The following is a 17,529-nucleotide window of genomic DNA, read 5'->3' as shown; positions in this document are numbered from 1 at the left end:
CTCCTTCTCATCACTCTTCGGAGCTATTATATGCTCTGTTTGTAAATGCCAGTCCAGAGAATTGTTAACGCTCTGTAAAATCACTCATCGCAAGCAATCTCCCTTTGACCTCCAAAGCCCGGTCCGCACTCTCCCGTGCCAACCGGCACGCCGTCTCATCTGCTTGCTCCACGGTGGAAACCGCGGATTTCAAGTTTGAGAAGAGTTCCTTCGCGGCCGTCACTTCCTCCGCGCTGCCGCCGATATCGCCCGCTGCGGCTCCGGTGAGCTCTGCCGTGTGGGCAGCCAGCTCGCCAATCTTTCCAAGCAGCGAAGAAATGCTGGCCGTCAAACTGCGGGTATGATGGGCGAGCGAGCGTACTTCTCCCGCCACGACCTGAAATCCCCGCCCATGCGCCCCGGCATGAGCCGCCTCAATGGAGGCGTTCAGCGCAAGCAGCTCGCTGGTCTCCGCAATCCCGCCGATCTCTGCCGTCAGAGAAGCGATCCCTGACACATTGTGCAGCAGCTCCTGTACCTGGCTTCGCTGTTCATTCATTCGATCCTCGACACGCAGATACGAGTTATGTACAAGGTCCAGCTTCCCGGAGCCGGCCGTGATCCAGTGCTCCATCCGGCTGCATTCTGCCCGGGCCGCCTCTGCAGCGGATGCCGCTAATTTCAGGGCCGACTCCATTTCGCCGACATGAACACTGCTGCCTTCCACGGCCAGGCGGCGCTCCTGCTCCGCCCGATCCTGCAGCCGGCCGGAGAGTACCATTAAATCCCTTACGGTCAGAGCGCCTTTAAGTCTTCCTTCCTCCGTTACCAGGACACAGTCGTAAAACCGCTCTTCCGTTCGCCGTAAAGCCCGGCCGATCAGCTCGGAAGGCGATACTTTGCTGTCAACCATAAGAGCTTCCTTATCCGCAAAACGGGACGCCGGATGAGCATAGAATAATTCCGCGGAGAACCTTCCCGACAGATGGCGATGAAAAGCGTCTCGCATCACCAAACCGACAGGGCGCCCCTCCCCATCCGTTACGACAATGCACGGAGTATTCGGATAGTCGCGAAATACCGCAAGCGCCTCAAAGCAGCCGAGCTCTTGATCGATTTCCGGAACGGAGAGACAGTAGTCCATGAGCGATATATTTAAGGAGCGGCCTGACGGATGGTCCTCTTCAAGGGATGACACAGCTTCCGTCTGCCCGGCTTCGCTGTTATGCCGGGATACCTGATCATTTGGTTCCATTTCCTGCTGTGTTAGCACAGGCTTGTCTGTACCCGTTCGACCCGCTGCTCCGTTCCCCTTCGTTCCACCCAGTCTATTCTCGTTCTCCTCAACCGATATGAGTAACTGCACGCATATTCCTCCCGCATGACCTTAATGCTCATAGCGTATCAGCCGATTGTCATGGCAATATTTACTTTCCGTTAAGGAAATGTGAAGGAAGTCCTAGAAAAAAAGAACCCCGGGCCTAGTTAAATGACCGGAGTTCTCTGCTTGTTGACAACCAGCTTGTAGCCGACACCGCGGATGGAGTCGATATGGACCGATTCGGGGTCCAGCTCCAGCTTCTTGCGCAGCGAACTGACATGCACATCCACCGTACGCTGGCCGCCGATGTAATCGAATCCCCACACGGCGTTCATCAAATCGTCCCTAGTCAACACGACGCCCGGCTTCCGGGCCAGATACAGCAGGACTTCGAATTCTTTGGGGCGAAGGTTGATGCTCTGGCCGCCCAAGGTAACCTCATACCGCTCAGGGTAAATTTCCAGCTGTCCCAAAATAATGGTGGAACCTGTTGTTCCCGTGGTAACCGGAGCTTCTTCGGTAACGCCGGATACGCGCCGAAGCACGGCGCTGACCCGGGCGAGCAGTTCGGATACGCCGAAAGGCTTCGTCATGTAATCATCGGCTCCCGATTTCAGCCCCCGGACCACATCATCTTCGGTATTCTTGGCCGTAAGGACGATGATGGGCGTCCGGATCCCCTGGCCGCGCAGTTTGTCCAAAATGTCAATTCCGTTCATCCCCGGCAGCATGAGATCCAGCACAATCAGATCAAAATGCTCCTTGACCGCACGGTCATACCCCGTTGTTCCATGATCCTCATGCGCGACCTCGTAGCCTTCCTGCACCAAATTATACGACAGCAGCCGGGCCAGTGTAGGTTCGTCTTCGATGACTAGTAATCGTTGTGCCATAGGTTCCCCCGTCCTCCAAATTTGTGACAAGCCTATCATATCATCGGAATGTTAACCTGGTGTAAAACTCATTTTAATTTAAATGGCATTGTCCTGCAAAAGCGGCAGCTCCAGAATAAACGTCGTTCCGATGCCAAGGTCGCTTTCTACGGAAATCGCTCCCCGGTGCAGCTCGACCAGATGCTTGACGATCGACAGCCCGAGACCGGTCCCCCCCGAACTTCGCGATCTCGCTTTGTCCACCCGGTAAAACCGTTCGAATATGCGCGGCAAATCCTTGCGCGGAATGCCCATGCCGGTATCGACGACTGTAAATACGACCGTTTCCTCGCCGTCCTTGTTCTGCCGGTTGACCGCTCTCACTTTTACATTGCCGCCTTCATGGGTATAGTTAATTGCATTGGAGAGCAGATTGAGAAAAATTTGCCGGAGCTTGTCCTCGTCTCCTTCCATGAACAGCTCCTCCGGCACTTCCGCGCTCAGAGTGATGCTTTTTTTCTCGGCCACCTTGCTCATCGTCTCCAACAGCGAATCGAAGAAGGATGACAAATGAACCGGAGAGCATTCGAGCTGAACCCGCTTGGACTCAATCTTGGACAGCTCCAGAATATCCCCGATCAGGCGGTTGAGCCGCTCATTCTCGTCATAAATAATCTGTAAAAAAGAGTTCGCCGTCTTCTCGTCCTTTACTCCACCACTGAGCAGAGTTTCCGCGAACCCCTTGACCGCCGCGACAGGCGTCTTGAGCTCATGCGAGACATTGGCGACGAATTCGCTGCGCATCCGTTCCAGCCTTCGGATTTCCGTCACTTCCTGAAGCAGGAAGAGCATTCCCTGATAGGTTCCGTCCTGCGTCATCGGCACGCCGTCCAGGCGCACAATGCGCTCGCCGGAGTTATAGAAGTTCCTCTCCTCGTGAATCGGCTCCCTGCGGGACAGCCCCTCCTCCAGAATGCGGGTCAGCTCATAGTGGCGCTTCAGCTCCCGGAAGGAACGGCCGACCATATCGTCCGCCCTTACATCCAGCATCTTCTCCGCCGCCTTGTTGAGCAGCGCGATCTTCCCTTCCGCATCCACCAGCAAAATACCGCCGGTGATGTTGTCCAGCACGCTCTGCAGCAGATTCTCATTATCGCGAATCGTACGGAGCTGGGTCTGCAGGCTGTCAGCCATTACATTGATCGCACTCGCCAACTGGCCGATTTCATCCTTTCTCTTGAAGGGAACCCGGGCGTCGTAATCGAGATCGGTAATCCGCCGGGCGACCCGGGTAATCTGTTCCAGCGGGGAGGTAAGACTGAATGCAACTCTATAGCTGACCAAAGCGGCCGCAATAAACAGCAGAACAAGTCCGCCAGCCATGATGATCCAGGCTCTGTTTAATCCCTCTTCAACCGCATCTAGGCCCATGGACAGACGGATATATCCGTCGAAACGGCCATTCGAGGATAATACCTTTTTGGCCACATACAGCATATTCCGATCCAGCGTATCACTGTAACGGATCGCCCGCCCGATACCGTTCTTGGCGGCCATTATTTCTTCCTCGCGGCCCAGATGATTGTCCATCAGCTGCGGATTTTTCTCGGAATCGCCGAGAACTTTGCCGTCTTTTGCAATAAAGGTGATTCGGGAATTCGTCAGCTTGGAGATGCTGTGAGCCTGCCCGGTGTAGTAATTGTAGGCGTCGCTGCCGTTCATATCGCGGAATTCCATCGTGCCCGTCAGCAGATTTATTTCCCGGGACATGTTATCCTCAAGTGCGCTAATATGGGATTTCTTGAACAGATGAGCCATCGTAAAGCCCGTCCCGATCATGGAAATGCCAATTAAAATCATAAGTATAAACGTTAGACGGACTCGAAACGGTCTCATGCTGCATTTGCCTCTTTCTTATTGAAATGAACTGATATCTTTTTATCGTAGCCCGATTCTATCAAAAATACCAGCACATGATTGTAAAGGGAGTGTTAAAAAAACGGAGCGCAAAACGTTCAACGTCTGCACTCCATTGGTCGTATGATTCCGTAAAGGCCCATATTAGGAGGGGCCAATCGTTGACAATGCTACTTGAATACCGCCTCGCGGAACTGCGCCAGCTTCTCTGCGGAGTCCTTCTCCACATCGGCATGCAGGCTGTTTCCGTGGGCGTCCATCGTCACAATCGCCGCAAAGCCGTCCACTGTCAGATGCCACATAGCTTCGGGGATGCCGAATTCCATAAAATCGACGCCATCCACCTTCTTGATGCATTCGGCATAATATTGGGCCGCTCCTCCGATTGCATTCAAATAAACGCCGCCATGCTCGCGGAGCGCCTGAAGGGTCTTCGCCCCCATGCCCCCCTTGCCGATAACCGCACGGATGCCGAATTTCTTGATGATATCGCCCTGATACGGCTCTTCGCGAATGCTCGTTGTCGGGCCGGCAGCCTTCACATGCCAGCCTTCCTCGTCTTTAAGCATAACGGGACCGCAGTGGTAAATGACCGCCCCGTTCAGATCGACCGGAGAGTCATGATCGATCAGATACTTATGCAGCGCGTCGCGCCCGGTGTGAAGCTCGCCGGACAAGATCACCACATCGCCCACGCGCAGGGCCCGGATATCCTCCTCACTGATCGGCGTGGTCAGCCGGATCTCGCGAGGACTGCTGCCGTGGGCCGCTTCTTCGGCGGGCACGGCTCCGTCCGCCCAAGCGGCGCCGCCGGTCAGGGCTTCATCCGCTGCCGCGGATACAGCCGCTTCGTCCTCATCTACCGAAATGCCGGTGCCCCGCTCGTACAGCCACTCCCGGATCTCTCCGCTGCCAGCGTCGATCAGCACGCCCTGGCGGCGGAACGCCCAGCAGTTATAGGCCACGGAAACGAAGAAGCTTGCCGGAAGCCGATTCATCACTCCGGCCTTGCAGCCGAGAAGCGTTACCTCCCCACCGAAGCCCATCGTGCCGATCCCGAGCTTGTTGGCGGTCTCCATAATATAGTCTTCCAATTCGCGCAGCTCTTGGACCGGGTTGATATCGTCCACCTTGCGGAAAAGCTGCTTCTTCGCAAGCTCATAGCCGGATGTCCGGTCGCCGCCGATCCCTACCCCGATGAAGCCTGCGCTGCAGCCCTGCCCCTGGGCTTGATAGACGGCATGAAGGACGCATTTGCGGATGCCGTCCAGGTCGCGTCCCGCTTTCCCAAGCCCTTCAAGCTCGGCAGGAAGACTGTACTGGATGTTCTTGTTCTCGCACCCGCCTCCTTTAAGAATAAGCCGCACCTCAACTTGTTCCTCTTCCCACTGCTCGAAATGAATCACCGGCGTGCCTTCGCCGAGATTGTCGCCGCTGTTCCGTCCGGTCAGCGAATCGACGGAGTTCGGCCGCAGCTTGCCATCCCGGGTCGCCCTTGCGATGGCACTGTGAATGTCACGCTTAATTTCAAGCTGGCTTACGCCTACCGGCGTATGTATGAAGAACGTCGGCATGCCCGTATCCTGGCAAATAGGTGAAATCTGCCGCTCGGCCATGCCGATATTGTGCGCAATCGTCGTCAGCGCAAGCCCCGAACGGGTGGCCTTGTCTTCAAGGCTCCGTCCCGCGGCGACCGCCCGCCGGACGTCGCCCGGCAAATTGGTGGAGGTTTCCACGATCAGATCATAGATACTGTCCTCAAAGCGCTGCATCGTTATTAAGCCCCTTTCCGTTCCGATGATCTTCTGGTTACTTTTATTCGTTACCTATCATATCATATCGGCGGATACCCGAAAGGGTTTACTTGAACTCTCCCCTACTTAGCTTACGCTTGAAGTGGGGGCTTCTGTTGGCATCGATACAGGGTTGCACACGCTGCGAGCTTCATGATCTAAAGACTCAGTGCCTGTTGCACCCGAATGAGGGAAGCCAACGTCCAATACGTTCGTTTTGCCAATGAAGGGTCTTTTGCCTCCAAGGACAACCACGTCTTTTCAGATGTGGATTTTTGTATACTGCGCAGCACGTATCGTGCACCGATGTTATACGAGGCATTAAGGTCCGCGTGATACGTTTTGCCTGTTGCGAATACAGCAACATCCCGCTTCGTGTTTCGTTTTACAAATCCACTTCCGTCAAAAGCAAGCGCACTTGTATTCGCAGGGTTGACCATAGAAACCCGCATCCCTAGAAAATGCGCCATTTCGGTCACTTTCGTTTGGATGCGCCGTTTGGCCCAAAACTGGAGTTTGGCACGAAGCCGCTTGGCTCCCCACGTTCCTTTAGGCAGACGCATCTTGCCTAAATACTCCATGACAATGATATCAGCGTGGTACTTTTGGGCAAAGGCGAGGATTTGATGCGCGGTATCGTGGATGATATGCGTCTGTAACCCGTTCATCCGCCGCCAGAAATTCGGTTTTGGGCCTAGACCGGATTGACGATGGGCCTGTTTTAATTTGCCTGTGATTTGCCGCATCCGGTCTTTTTCTTTGGCTTGGTTAATAAAGGTCCTCGCCAAGACAGTGCCACTTGCGTCCATCACGGAACAGACTGCGGAATTCGTTAACCCCAAATCAACGGCGCACACCCGCTGCTTGGAAAGCTCCGCCTGAGTCAGCTTCACATCCCCTTCATAGGCGATATGAAGGGCATAGCGCTTTCCTTTTCGAACCAATGTGGGGCTGCATTCTTTCATGCTCCACACGTTACGTTTAAATAGGTCTTGCCCCTTAAAGGTAATGGCGAGCCATACCCAATCACCTTGATGAAATATCTTGATGTTGGCTGTCGTATCAGAGGTTCGAATGAACATATTGCCTTTGTACAAGCAAGGGAACGCCTGATGCTGAGCTTGGAGTGTCGGCGGTTTCTTCGAAAAGCGTTTCCCTTCTTGCTGGGCATGTTGTTGCTCGGCTTGCCAAAGCTGAAAACGGGAATGATGACTTTTCACAATGCCAAATGCTTCCGCGATGGCACTTCTGCGGAAGTATGAAGGAAACTTATAAAAGCGTTGATCGAATTCGGCGTAGAGCGGATTCGGATTGTGCCGGGTACGATGAGTCAACCGTTCTACCGCCGTCACCACCGATTGGGTGGATAACGATCCCAAGGCCATAAACTGCTCTTGAATAACCGTAATCAAAAACGACAGCGCCTCTTGGTACACATGGAGAGTCGCATCTAGCATGCGGTGGTGAGACGTAATCGGATGTTTAAGTGTTTTAACCACCTTCATGAGATACGCCTCCATCGCATGTTTGATGGATCCAGCATAACACAAGAACATATGTTTGGTAAAGCCAACGTGTCAACCCCCACCTTCACTGTTGGATTAGAGGTGGGGGACTACGACACTAAATCTATTCAAAGCTTTATTCCGTCAGATTCCCTCCACAATCCGCTTGGCGCGCCCGGCCGCTTCATGAATTAGCCGTTCCTCGTCAATCGTAAGCAGGCGGCGATTCCGCATCAAAATGCGGCCGTTTACAATGGTCGTATCCACATCGGCGCCCACAGCGCTGTATGCAAGCAGTGAAACCGCATGATGGACGGGCTGCAGATGCGGTTTGCCCAGATCAATGAGAATGAGATCGGCTTTGGCCCCAACTTTCAGCGTTCCCGTCTTCCCTTCAAGGTTCAGCAGCTTGGCGCTTCCTTCCGTTGCCATCCGCAGCGCTTCCACAGCTGGAAGAAGAGCCGGATCGCCATAATCCGCTTTTTGCAGCCAGGCCGCCGCCCGGATTTCCTGAAACATATCGAGTGTCGTTGCGCTGCCTGCTCCGTCCGTGCCAAGTCCGACCGTGATGCCCGCTTTCCTCATCTCCGTTACTGGCGCAATGCCGCAGCCGAGCTTTAGATTGCTAACCGGGTTGTGAGAGACGCCGCCTCGCATGCCCCTCAGAAGCCCCATGTCCCTGCGGTTCAGATGAACAGCGTGCGCCAGCAGCACATGGCATTTTTCAAACAGCCCATAATGATAAAGGTACTGCGTGGGAGTCATCCCGTATTTCTGACGGATAATCGCTACTTCTTCCTTCGTTTCGGCCAGGTGGATATGCACCGGAATATCCTCCGCTTCCGCCAGGGATATCACTTCCCTCAGCGGCTCCGGCGGGCACAGATACGGCGAATGCGGGCCGAGCATGGCCGTAATCCGGCCTTCGGCCGCGCCGTCCCAGCGCCGGATCAAATCCAGCGCTTCGGTCATTCTTTTTCCCCCGTCGTCTTCGTGAAACACAAGCCCCCGGGTCAATGCGGCCCGCATCCCCGTCTCCTGCACCGCCCGCGCAATCTCGTCCATATGGATGTACATATCGGCAAAAGCCGTCGTCCCCGAGCGGATCATCTCGGCCATGGACAGCAGCGCGCCCCAGTAGATATCGTCCGGCGTCATCCGCGCCTCGGCGGGCAGCATTTTTCGCTCCAGCCAGTCCATCAGCTTCAAATCGTCCGAGAAGCCCCTAAGCAGACTCATCGGCGTATGCTGATGCGCATTGATGAGCCCGGGCATCGCCAGCATGCCGCCCCCCTCGATTGTATCCGCGTGCTCTGCATCCAGATTCACTCCGATTGCGGCGATTTTCTCGCCTTCGATCAAGATATCGCCTTTGACCGGCTGTTCCTGAACCAAATCCATAATCCATACATTTTTGATCAAAATACTCAATTCCTCCGCCTCCCTCTTCGGTTGAATGATTCATGATCGCAGGATAAACCTTTCCGCAAGGAGAAGGTCAAGGGGGTATCCATTTTTTGATATGATAGAGAAAGCTCAGTTGACGAAAGGATAACCTATGAAAATCAAAGAAGTCGCGGAGAAGCTGGGCCTGTCGGCCAGGGCCATCCGGTTTTACGAAGAAAAGGGACTGATCGCCCCCTCGAAAGGAGACAATCAGTACCGCGAGTTCAGCGAGCAGGAAGTGTGGCGGCTTCAGACGGTGATCGCACTGCGGGAGGCGGGCATGAGTGTCGAAGATATCCGCAGGGCGCTGCAGGAGTGGGAGGGACGGGATCACGAGCGGCTCCAGTATTATCTTGAGCTGCAAAGGTCCGCGCTGTTCGCCAAATGGCTGGAAATCAAGAGCATGATCGAGACTGCCGATTCGATGATTGAAATGGTTAAAAAAGAAGGCGCGCTGAAGCTGGACAATCTGTACGCACTGGCCGAAGCTTCGCGCAAGCTGCGGGGGAGCCGCAATTGGGAAGATAAATGGAACTATGACAGCCGGGCCGTCCTGCATGACCGGAATGTCCGCAGCGCCGCCGAGTATGCAGGCTATGAAGAAGCGCTGGAACTGGCTGTGGAGTGGCTGGCGCCGGCTCCGGGGGAAAAAGGGCTCGACATCGGCACGGGAACCGGCAATCTGGCGGGAAAATTGATGGAGCAAGGCGCGAACATGACGGGAGTCGACCAGTCGAAGGAAATGCTGAAGCAATGCGGCCGGAAATATCCGAAGCTTAAGACGAAGCTGGGCAATTTTCTTGCGCTGCCGTTCATTGACGAGAGATTCGACTTTGCCGTGTCCAGCTTCGCCTTTCATCATCTTGCCGGGGAGCAGCAGACGCTGGCCGCCAAGGAAATGCGCCGGGTGCTGAAGCCCCACGGCCGCATTTGCATTGCCGACCTGATGCTCGCGGAAGGGGACCCTCCGCCGCTGCCGGAAGAAGACGGCTATCCCTCGCTCTCCGGCCTGCTGGCCTGGTTCGATGGCAATGGCTATATTACGAAACACCGGCGCATCCAAGGTCGGCTGCATGTTGTATTTGCGGTTCCGATCCGCTGAAGCACTTCAGGACAGCAGACTGCGGCTCTGTCCACGCTGTCCGAAGGCTCGCGCGTGGCCTGCGGTTCCTTACTGGGAAACGAGATAAATTACTGGGAACCGGGATAAAAGCAGCAAGCCAACCCTGCCCTAAGGAGAAGGTTGGCTTGAAATGGACCGGCTTGCACCCGTTGATCAAACGGTGCTTTCGGCAAGGATATCCCAGTCTTTGAACACCGGCTGCAGCCCGCTTCGGTACAGCATCTCCCGAATTTCCGGCACACTCCGGCTGTCCGAAATTTCAAACTGCGGCGTTCCGCCTTCTCCCGTATGCCCGCCAACCTCGGTAGAGACGCCAGCCGACATTTTGGTGACCCCCAGGTGGACTAGGCGGTCGCGGAGCCTGGCGGGTTCTCTGGTGGACAAGGTAATACCGGAACGGGGCAGGAACAGCCGATACGCCAGAATGATCTGCACCAGCGCCCGGTCGGTCACGTCCGATTCCGGGTTGAAGCTGCCCAGATAAGGGCGGAACCGCGGAGGAGACAGGCCGATTTCACAGCCGGGATAACGGTCTTGAAGATAGCGCGCATGCATCGCGGCCATGAAAGCTTCCTGCCGCCAGTCATACAGGCCGAGCAGCGCGCCGATGTTGACGGAACGGAAGCCTGCCTGACAGCCGCGCTCCGGGGCGTCAAGGCGGGCGCGGAAGTTCCGCTTCGGTCCTTTGACATGAAGCCTCTCGTAGGTCTCTCGGTGGTATACCTCCTGGTAGATGGTCAATCCGTCCACTCCCGCATGAGCCAATTCTTTGTATTCCTCCTGGGACAGCGGATTGACCTCGATGCCGATGGAGGAGAAATACTTGCGGAGCACGGTGACGCAATCTTTAACGTAGCTTACCGGCGAGTCCCGGCGCGATTCCCCCGTCAGCAGCAGGATATGGCGAAGTCCCGTGGAGGCGATCGCCGCCGCTTCCTTTTCCACTTCTTCAAGCGTCAGCTTTTTGCGCGGAAAATCATAAATGGAGCTGAAGCTGCAGTACGTACAGTGGTTGACGCAAAAGTCGGCGACATACATCGGTGTAAACAGCTGCATGACATGGCCGAAATGAGTACGGGTGAGACGCTGCGCCTTCTGAGCCATCTCTTCCAAATGCTGTCCCGCGGCCGGCGACAGCAGGGCAAGCAGATCCTCTTCATCCAGCTTATCCTTGGCAAGCGCCCGTTTCACATCCTCCGGACCGCACTCCTTCCACAGCTCCGTGAAAGGCAGCTGCTCCAGCGCCATCAGCGATTCATAGAAGCTCATTTCCCTTCCCCCTTCTATACGTTCAGGAATCCGGTCAAAGGCGAAGAAGCTTCCGCCTCCTGCTGGACCGCTCCCAGCCCGGCCAGATACGCCTGCCGTCCGGCGACAACCGCTCCCCGGAAGGCTTCCGCCATGACCAGCGGATCGCGGGCGGTGGCTATCGCCGTATTCAGCAGCACGGCCGCCGCTCCCATCTCCATCGCTTCCGCCGCTTCCGACGGCCGTCCGATTCCGGCATCCACAATAATCGGCAGGCCGGTCTCTTCGATCAGGATGCCGATCAATTCTTTCGTCCGCAGGCCCCGGTTGCTTCCGATGGGCGCTCCCAGCGGCATCACCGCAGCCGCGCCAGCGTCTCTCAGCCGCAGCGCCGCGGAAAGGTCCGGGCTCATGTAAGGAAGAACGACAAAGCCTTCGGCGGCCAGAATCTCCGTAGCCCGGATTGTCTCCAGGTTATCGGGCAGCAAGTACCGCTGATCGTTGATGACTTCAATCTTGACCCAGTTCCCCATTCCTGCCGCCCTGGCCAGCCGGGCAATGCGCACGGCTTCTTCCGCGGTACGCGCGCCGGAAGTATTCGGCAGCAGGGTCATGTGCGGCGGAATATGGCTCAGAATATTCTCCTCGTTCGACGACGGATCGACTCTTCGCAGAGCGACCGTAATCACTTCGGAGCCTGAACGCGCGATTACTTCCGGTATAAGCGTATTACGGTTGTATTTGCCGGTTCCGATGAACAAACGGCTGGAAAGGGCCTTGCCCCCGATATGTAAAGCATCCTGCATAATTATTTCATCCTCCCATTCCTGATAATAGAGCGGTCAGCCAAAATAGCGGTGATAAAGCGAACGGGCTTCGGCGGGATCTCCCGTTCCGTGAACAAGCACCCTTCCGTCGGGAAAGACCGCCAGACGGTGCTTCTCCAGCGTCAGTGAAAGCATATACGGATTGCGCTCGGCCCGGCCGTAAGCGGAAAGCCGCCGCTCCCACTCCTCCAAATCCAGTCTCGCCGGACTTGGCGGGCGAATCTGCACCGTATCCCGCCCGCAGAGCACGGTCGTTCTGGAATGGCTGCCCGGCGACAAATACGGATACGTCCGCTTGTCGCCGCAGGACGGACAATCGGCCCGCTTCAGCCTTGCCGTATCCACAGACGAGTGGCGGTTCGCCCAGAGGTCGAAGGAGACCAGCGTTCCGCGGAGTGCACCGCTGTTCCCCGACAGCCATTTCAGCGCCTCGGCCGTCTGATAGGCGGCGGTCATCTGTACGGCAGGACCGATAATACCCGCCGTGTCGCAGGTATCCCCTCCGGCCGGAAGCCCGTCCAGCAGACAGTGCAGGCAGGCGCTCTGCCCGGGGACAATGGTCATGGAAATCCCGTAGCTGCCGGTGCAGGCGCCGTAGATCCAGGGAATGCCGTCCCTTGCGGCAATATCATTGACAATCATCCTCACCTCGAAATTGTCCGCCGCATCGAGTATAAGGTCTACATCCCCCGTGTAGAGGCCGATCTCCTCCGCTGTAATATCCGCTACTATTCCTTCGACCTTTACGGAGGAGTTGACGCTGCGCAGCCTGCGTGCCGCCGCCACCGCTTTGGGCATCCGCTCCGCCGCATCCTGCTCGCTGTACAGATTTTGCCGCTGCAGGTTGCTCCACTCCACATAATCCCGGTCCACAAGCGTCACCTTACCGACGCCCGAGCGCACCATCGTCTCCGCGCATGCAGAGCCAAGCGCCCCGGCGCCAATGATGAGCACCTTCGCCCGGGCAAGCTTTCGCTGGCCCTCGATTCCGATTCCATAAAAGCGTTCCTGCCTGCTGTATCTGTCCTCTCCGGCGGAAATCACCTCATCCTCAGCCTCCTCCCACAAAATGCACCAGCTCGACACGGTCCCCGTCGGCCAGCGTGACCTGCCCGTAATCGTCCTTGCCCACGATGATCCCATTCAGTTCCACGATCATCCGTCGTTCCTTCCATTCGGGACGGCTCAGCAAATCCGCAAGCGTCCCGCATGCTTCGTCAAGCCTGGTCTCACTGCCGTTGATATACAGCATCATGGCCTTCACCTCCTTTCAAGCCGGGCCGCCTGGACCGCGGCGCGGTAAGCCATTGCCGCCGCGGCCGGATCGGCGGCGCCGCAGATGCCCGAGAGCACGGCAATGCCCGCCGCGCCGGTTGAGAGAACTTGCCCTGCATTTCCCGGCTCAATGCCGCCGATCGCGATGACCGGAACCGGGCAGGCCCGGACGGTTTCCGCGAGTCGGTCCAGGCCCCGGCCGGGTAAGCCCGGCTTGCTGGCCGAGGCGTACACATGCCCGTAGAGGCAGTAGTCCGCCCCTTCGCCCGCGGAGGCAGCCGCCTCTGCTGGAGAATGGACGGAGCGGCCGATGCGCAGCCCCGGGGCATGCGGACGGGCGGCTGCAGGAGGAAGGCTGTGCCCCGCAAGCTGGACGCCGCCGGCTCCCGCAGCCAGCGCGACATCCAGCCGGTCGTTCACGACGATTTTGGCAAGCGGCACTCCGCGCCGTGTCATCTCCTTCACAGCTTGGTACAGCTCATTCGCTGTACATGCTTTCTCTCGCAAATGGATGTAATCGACCCATGAATGGACCGTTTCCGCAATCAGCAGAAACTTGTCCAGCCGCGTCCCGCCGCCGGAAATAAGATGAATCTCGGGATCACTGTCTTTAATGCCCGCAGCCGTGGAACGCCGGTTAAGGGGATCTAGTGCCGCATGCACAGCCATCCTCTCCTTCCAAATTTCATTAATCGCGCCAAAAAAGCCGCCCTCCGAAGGAAGGCGGCCGAAAACTGCGGATTGGTTCGAACCTCAGATGAGGCCCGGATGCAGCTATTCACTCTCCACTTCCCTACGCTGGTACAATCCAGATCAGGTTCAAAGGGTCCGAACAATCACGTTCGTCTCAGCCATGCGGCACCCCTAGTGTCAATCGCTATACGGTTATGAATCTTCTACAGCATAGCATATTCTTCCTTCTCATCATACCCCTTCCGTGAAAAAAACCCCCGGCCGCACTAGCGAACCGGAGGCTTTGTACCCTACCGCCGACGCGGTTGATTTCACGGCGTGAACGGTTAGCCGTTCACGATTTCGCCGCCATTGACGTGCATAACCTGGCCGGTCACATACGTCGAATCATCGGAGGCCAGATAGACATAGGCCGGCGCCAGCTCTTCCGGCTGTCCCGGACGCTTCATCGGCTGGGTGGAGCCGAACTCGCTGACCTTTTTCTCGTCAAAGGTGGACGGAATGAGCGGTGTCCAGATCGGACCCGGCGCGACGGCATTGACGCGAATGCCTTTGTCGGCCAGATTCATGGCAAGCGAGCGAGTGAAGGCAAGGATGGCGCCTTTAGTTGACGAATAGTCCAGCAGTTGAGGGTTTCCTCTGTATGCCGTAATCGATGTCGTATTGACTATGGTGGAGCCTTCTTTCAAATGAGGCATCGCCGCTTTCGTCAAATAGAACATCGAGAAAATATTCGTGCGGAACGTCCGCTCCAACTGCTCGGAAGTAATATCCTCGATCTTTTCCTGCGGATGCTGCTCCGCGGCATTGTTGATGAGGATGTCCAGCTTGCCAAGACCCTCCACCGATTTGTTCATGAGATCCTGGCAGAAGGCTTCAACGCCAATATCGCCGGATATGAGAATGCATTTGCGCCCTTCCTGCTCGACTTGCCGCTTCGTCTCCTCGGCATCAGTGTGCTCATTCAGATAGGAAATGACCACATCGGCCCCCTCCTTGGCAAAAGCCACGGCAACCGCGCGGCCGATCCCGCTGTCACCGCCTGTAATGAGCGCCGCTTTGCCAAGCAGCTTGCCGGCCGCTTTATATGCCGCCGGCTCATATTTAGGCCGCGGCGTCATTTCCGATTCCAGGCCGGGTTGACGGTCCTGATGCTGCGGTGGCAGCGTCTTCTGGGTTTGCTGACTGCTATTGGACATCTTTCATTCTCCTTTCGAAAGTTTGCAAAAGCTCAGACTTTCCTTAGGATGTCTTTGGGATGTGCAATTATGCGTTCCCTTTACGATATTTAAATTAACCATTTGCCGGAGGCTCAAACAGGCCTGCCCCAGCCCAGCCGAAGACCAGCTCATTTGGAAGCTTGTCCATTACGCTAGACAGGAACCTAAGAGCGCCGTCCCCCAAAGCGCAAAAAAACCGCCCCGTAAGGAAGCGGCAATACGTTACGGCTGTACGCGCGGCTTAAATAATCTCGTCAAAAGCCATAAAGAACAGTATAACCAGCAAGCATACCGCCAGCAGTGCGCTCAACGTGCGGATTTTGCCGGTTTCGATGGATACATTTCGGCCCTGCTTCATGCCTGAGGCGGCCAACCGAAGCGGTTTGCTCATAATGCCGCCCAGGGCGAACATCGCGAGCAGCAGCAGCGTTACGATAATCATCCACGGAACCGAAACATCTGCTTTGGTCATCAGATAGCCTCCTGTTAGCAGTTGGACAACAAGGCCGTATTGGGCGAAACGGTTAAATCCGGTAATGGCGCTAAGCGCCCCCTCTTTGGCCGCGGGAGAAAGCTTCTCCAGCCGGCCTAGGATGAAAGGCAGCACCAGGTAGAATCCCAACGCCAGCATGCCGATCATATGTAAGAACATTAAAACATCCCAATCCATATCAGATCCCTCCCGATAAGTCTATGATATAAGTTACATTCGTAAATATTATAACCAATTGCCACCGCTTCTCAAAAGAAAATCCCCATTTTATCGAAATAAAATGGGGATGCCGTTCATATTTTTGTCAATTCGTCACACATTGACTACAGGCGCTACATTTTTTACACGTTTGATGGCCAATGTGATCGTCCTCACTACATGTGTTTGATTACTTCATCAGCGAACTCAGAACACTTAAGTTCGGTTGCTCCTTCCATCAGACGAGCGAAATCGTAAGTAACGGTTTTGTTGTTGATTGCGGTACTCATACCTTTGTAGATCAGATCGGCGGCTTCCTGCCAGCCCAAATGCTCAAGCATCATTACCCCGGACAGAACGACGGAACCCGGATTCACGACATCCTTATCCGCGTATTTCGGCGCCGTACCATGCGTCGCTTCAAAAATGGCATGTCCGGTCACGTAGTTGATGTTCGCTCCCGGAGCAATGCCGATGCCGCCGATTTGCGCAGCCAGGGCGTCGGACAGATAGTCGCCGTTAAGGTTCAGCGTGGCAATAACGTCAAAATCCGTCGGACGCGTCAGCACCTGCTGCAGCGCGATGTCGGCAATGGCGTCCTTGACAATGATCTTGCCTTCCTGCTCAGCCTTCTTCTGGGCCGCGTTTGCCGCATCGGCGCCTTCGGCCTCCTTGATGGCGTCGTACTGGCTCCAGGTGAACACCTTGTCGCCGAATTCCTGCTCGGCCACTTCGTATCCCCAGTTCTTGAACGCGCCCTCAGTGAATTTCATGATGTTGCCTTTATGCACAAGCGTGACGCTCTTACGGCCATGCTTGATCGCGTATTCCACAGCGGCGCGAACGAGACGCTTCGAGCCTTCGGAGGATACCGGCTTGATGCCGATGCCCGACGTTTCCGGGAAACGGATTTTGTTAACGCCCATCTCTTGCTGCAGGAATTCGATCACTTTCTTGACCTCTTCCGAGCCTTCCTTGTACTCGATGCCGGCGTAAATATCTTCGGTGTTCTCCCGGAAAATGACCATATCGACCAGCTCCGGACGCTTCACCGGGGACGGTACGCCGTCAAAATACCGCACCGGGCGCAGGCAAACGTATAAATCCAGCTCCTGGCGCAGCGCCACGTTCAGCGAACGGATGCCTCCGCCAATCGGGGTCGTAAGCGGCCCTTTGATCGCCACGATATATTCGCGGATCGCTTCAAGCGTATCGTTCGGAAGCCACTCCCCATATGTATTGAATGCTTTCTCTCCGGCAAAAACCTCGTACCAGGCAATGCTCTTGGTACCTCCGTAAGCCTTGTCGACCGCCGCGTCCAGCACTCTTTTGGAGGCTTTCCAGATGTCGCGTCCCGTTCCGTCTCCCTCGATAAAAGGGATAATCGGATGATTCGGGACTTGCAGCTTTCCGTTGTCAATGGTAATTTGTTCGCCTTCTGTCGGCAGAGCATACTTTTCGAGTTTCAGCATTGGTGTGTAATTCCTCCTTAAAAGTTAATGTGGGGCATACGCTCCCCGCCTTGACTTCCGCCGAAAAACCGGCAGTAAAAAGCGTACACCCCTTAAGTGACCCGTCATCTGAAGACGGCACCTTTCCTGCAAGAGGTAGGCGCGTCA

At 56.0% G+C, this 17,529-nt stretch carries 15 protein-coding genes and 1 riboswitch; of the genes, 1 reads left to right on the top strand and 14 read right to left on the bottom strand.

Features of this window, described 5'->3' with window-relative positions:
• Positions 1–64 precede the first annotated feature (64 nt).
• The 6 genes from G5B47_RS26035 to G5B47_RS11810 form a co-directional block, all read right to left on the bottom strand.
• Positions 65–1,345: a methyl-accepting chemotaxis protein gene (locus G5B47_RS26035; protein ID WP_165098162.1), complete on the bottom strand. Its 1,281-nt coding sequence runs from the start codon at positions 1,343–1,345 to the stop codon at positions 65–67.
• Positions 1,346–1,464: 119 nt separating this feature from the next.
• Entirely contained in the window at positions 1,465–2,193 is a 729-nt protein-coding gene (locus G5B47_RS11830; protein WP_165098160.1) for a response regulator transcription factor, read from the bottom strand.
• A gap of 78 nt (positions 2,194–2,271) precedes the next feature.
• Positions 2,272–4,068: a two-component system histidine kinase PnpS gene (gene pnpS / locus G5B47_RS11825; RefSeq protein ID WP_165098158.1), complete on the bottom strand. Its 1,797-nt coding sequence runs from the start codon at positions 4,066–4,068 to the stop codon at positions 2,272–2,274.
• A gap of 191 nt (positions 4,069–4,259) precedes the next feature.
• Positions 4,260–5,861, bottom strand: a complete 1,602-nt coding sequence (locus G5B47_RS11820; protein WP_165098156.1) for a fumarate hydratase — start codon at positions 5,859–5,861, stop codon at positions 4,260–4,262.
• A gap of 179 nt (positions 5,862–6,040) precedes the next feature.
• Positions 6,041–7,387: an RNA-guided endonuclease TnpB family protein gene (locus G5B47_RS11815; protein ID WP_165098154.1), complete on the bottom strand. Its 1,347-nt coding sequence runs from the start codon at positions 7,385–7,387 to the stop codon at positions 6,041–6,043.
• A gap of 144 nt (positions 7,388–7,531) precedes the next feature.
• A complete protein-coding gene (locus G5B47_RS11810; protein WP_235957147.1) occupies positions 7,532–8,818 on the bottom strand; it encodes an amidohydrolase in 1,287 nt (428 codons plus the stop codon).
• Positions 8,819–8,945: 127 nt separating this feature from the next.
• Here G5B47_RS11810 and G5B47_RS11805 point away from each other — a divergent pair, with 127 nt between their 5' ends.
• Positions 8,946–9,935, top strand: coding sequence for a MerR family transcriptional regulator (locus G5B47_RS11805; protein WP_165098152.1), 990 nt, complete (start codon positions 8,946–8,948; stop codon positions 9,933–9,935).
• A gap of 174 nt (positions 9,936–10,109) precedes the next feature.
• Here G5B47_RS11805 and thiH read toward each other — a convergent pair whose 3' ends face one another.
• From thiH to icd, 8 genes are all read right to left on the bottom strand, one after another.
• On the bottom strand, positions 10,110–11,225 hold the full coding sequence (gene thiH, locus G5B47_RS11800; protein ID WP_165098150.1) for a 2-iminoacetate synthase ThiH: 1,116 nt from the start codon (positions 11,223–11,225) through the stop codon (positions 10,110–10,112).
• A gap of 14 nt (positions 11,226–11,239) precedes the next feature.
• Entirely contained in the window at positions 11,240–12,010 is a 771-nt protein-coding gene (locus G5B47_RS11795) for a thiazole synthase (protein WP_165098148.1), read from the bottom strand.
• A gap of 36 nt (positions 12,011–12,046) precedes the next feature.
• On the bottom strand, positions 12,047–13,075 hold the full coding sequence (locus G5B47_RS11790) for a ThiF family adenylyltransferase (protein ID WP_328804515.1): 1,029 nt from the start codon (positions 13,073–13,075) through the stop codon (positions 12,047–12,049).
• Positions 13,076–13,082: 7 nt separating this feature from the next.
• The gene (gene thiS / locus G5B47_RS11785) at positions 13,083–13,286 is read right to left on the bottom strand and encodes a sulfur carrier protein ThiS (RefSeq protein WP_025334204.1); all 204 of its coding nucleotides are present in this window, start codon (positions 13,284–13,286) and stop codon (positions 13,083–13,085) included.
• Between the two features lie 5 nt (positions 13,287–13,291).
• Positions 13,292–13,975 carry a thiamine phosphate synthase gene (locus G5B47_RS11780; RefSeq protein WP_165098143.1) on the bottom strand — a complete coding sequence of 228 codons (684 nt, stop codon included), beginning with the start codon at positions 13,973–13,975 and terminating at the stop codon, positions 13,292–13,294.
• A 104-nt stretch (positions 13,976–14,079) separates the two neighbouring features.
• Positions 14,080–14,182, bottom strand: a riboswitch (TPP riboswitch).
• Positions 14,183–14,325: 143 nt separating this feature from the next.
• On the bottom strand, positions 14,326–15,198 hold the full coding sequence (locus tag G5B47_RS11775) for an SDR family oxidoreductase (RefSeq protein WP_165098141.1): 873 nt from the start codon (positions 15,196–15,198) through the stop codon (positions 14,326–14,328).
• A gap of 262 nt (positions 15,199–15,460) precedes the next feature.
• Positions 15,461–15,889, bottom strand: a complete 429-nt coding sequence (locus tag G5B47_RS11770) for a hypothetical protein (RefSeq protein WP_165098139.1) — start codon at positions 15,887–15,889, stop codon at positions 15,461–15,463.
• A gap of 197 nt (positions 15,890–16,086) precedes the next feature.
• Positions 16,087–17,382 (bottom strand): NADP-dependent isocitrate dehydrogenase, encoded by a 1,296-nt coding sequence (gene icd / locus G5B47_RS11765; RefSeq protein ID WP_165098137.1) that lies wholly within the window; start codon positions 17,380–17,382, stop codon positions 16,087–16,089.
• Positions 17,383–17,529 lie beyond the last annotated feature (147 nt).

It is taken from the genome of Paenibacillus apii (assembly GCF_011043685.1).
GTDB lineage: Bacteria > Bacillota > Bacilli > Paenibacillales > Paenibacillaceae > Paenibacillus_AQ > Paenibacillus_AQ sabinae.
The sequence above is the reverse complement of the archived record's forward strand: the minus strand, read 5'-3'. Positions and strand labels throughout refer to the sequence as shown.

Bases quoted from the DNA above. Each gene is read 5' to 3' on its own strand.
- G5B47_RS11830 (WP_165098160.1), bottom strand. From the start codon at position 2,193: ATGGCACAACGATTACTAGTCATCGAAGACGAACCTACACTGGCCCGG.
- pnpS (WP_165098158.1), bottom strand. From the start codon at position 4,068: ATGAGACCGTTTCGAGTCCGTCTAACGTTTATACTTATGATTTTAATT.
- G5B47_RS11820 (WP_165098156.1), bottom strand. From the start codon at position 5,861: ATGCAGCGCTTTGAGGACAGTATCTATGATCTGATCGTGGAAACCTCC.
- G5B47_RS11815 (WP_165098154.1), bottom strand. From the start codon at position 7,387: ATGAAGGTGGTTAAAACACTTAAACATCCGATTACGTCTCACCACCGC.
- G5B47_RS11805 (WP_165098152.1), top strand. From the start codon at position 8,946: ATGAAAATCAAAGAAGTCGCGGAGAAGCTGGGCCTGTCGGCCAGGGCC.
- thiH (WP_165098150.1), bottom strand. From the start codon at position 11,225: ATGAGCTTCTATGAATCGCTGATGGCGCTGGAGCAGCTGCCTTTCACG.
- G5B47_RS11795 (WP_165098148.1), bottom strand. From the start codon at position 12,010: ATGCAGGATGCTTTACATATCGGGGGCAAGGCCCTTTCCAGCCGTTTG.
- thiS (WP_025334204.1), bottom strand. From the start codon at position 13,286: ATGATGCTGTATATCAACGGCAGTGAGACCAGGCTTGACGAAGCATGC.
- G5B47_RS11780 (WP_165098143.1), bottom strand. From the start codon at position 13,975: ATGGCTGTGCATGCGGCACTAGATCCCCTTAACCGGCGTTCCACGGCT.
- G5B47_RS11775 (WP_165098141.1), bottom strand. From the start codon at position 15,198: ATGTCCAATAGCAGTCAGCAAACCCAGAAGACGCTGCCACCGCAGCAT.
- G5B47_RS11770 (WP_165098139.1), bottom strand. From the start codon at position 15,889: ATGGATTGGGATGTTTTAATGTTCTTACATATGATCGGCATGCTGGCG.
- icd (WP_165098137.1), bottom strand. From the start codon at position 17,382: ATGCTGAAACTCGAAAAGTATGCTCTGCCGACAGAAGGCGAACAAATT.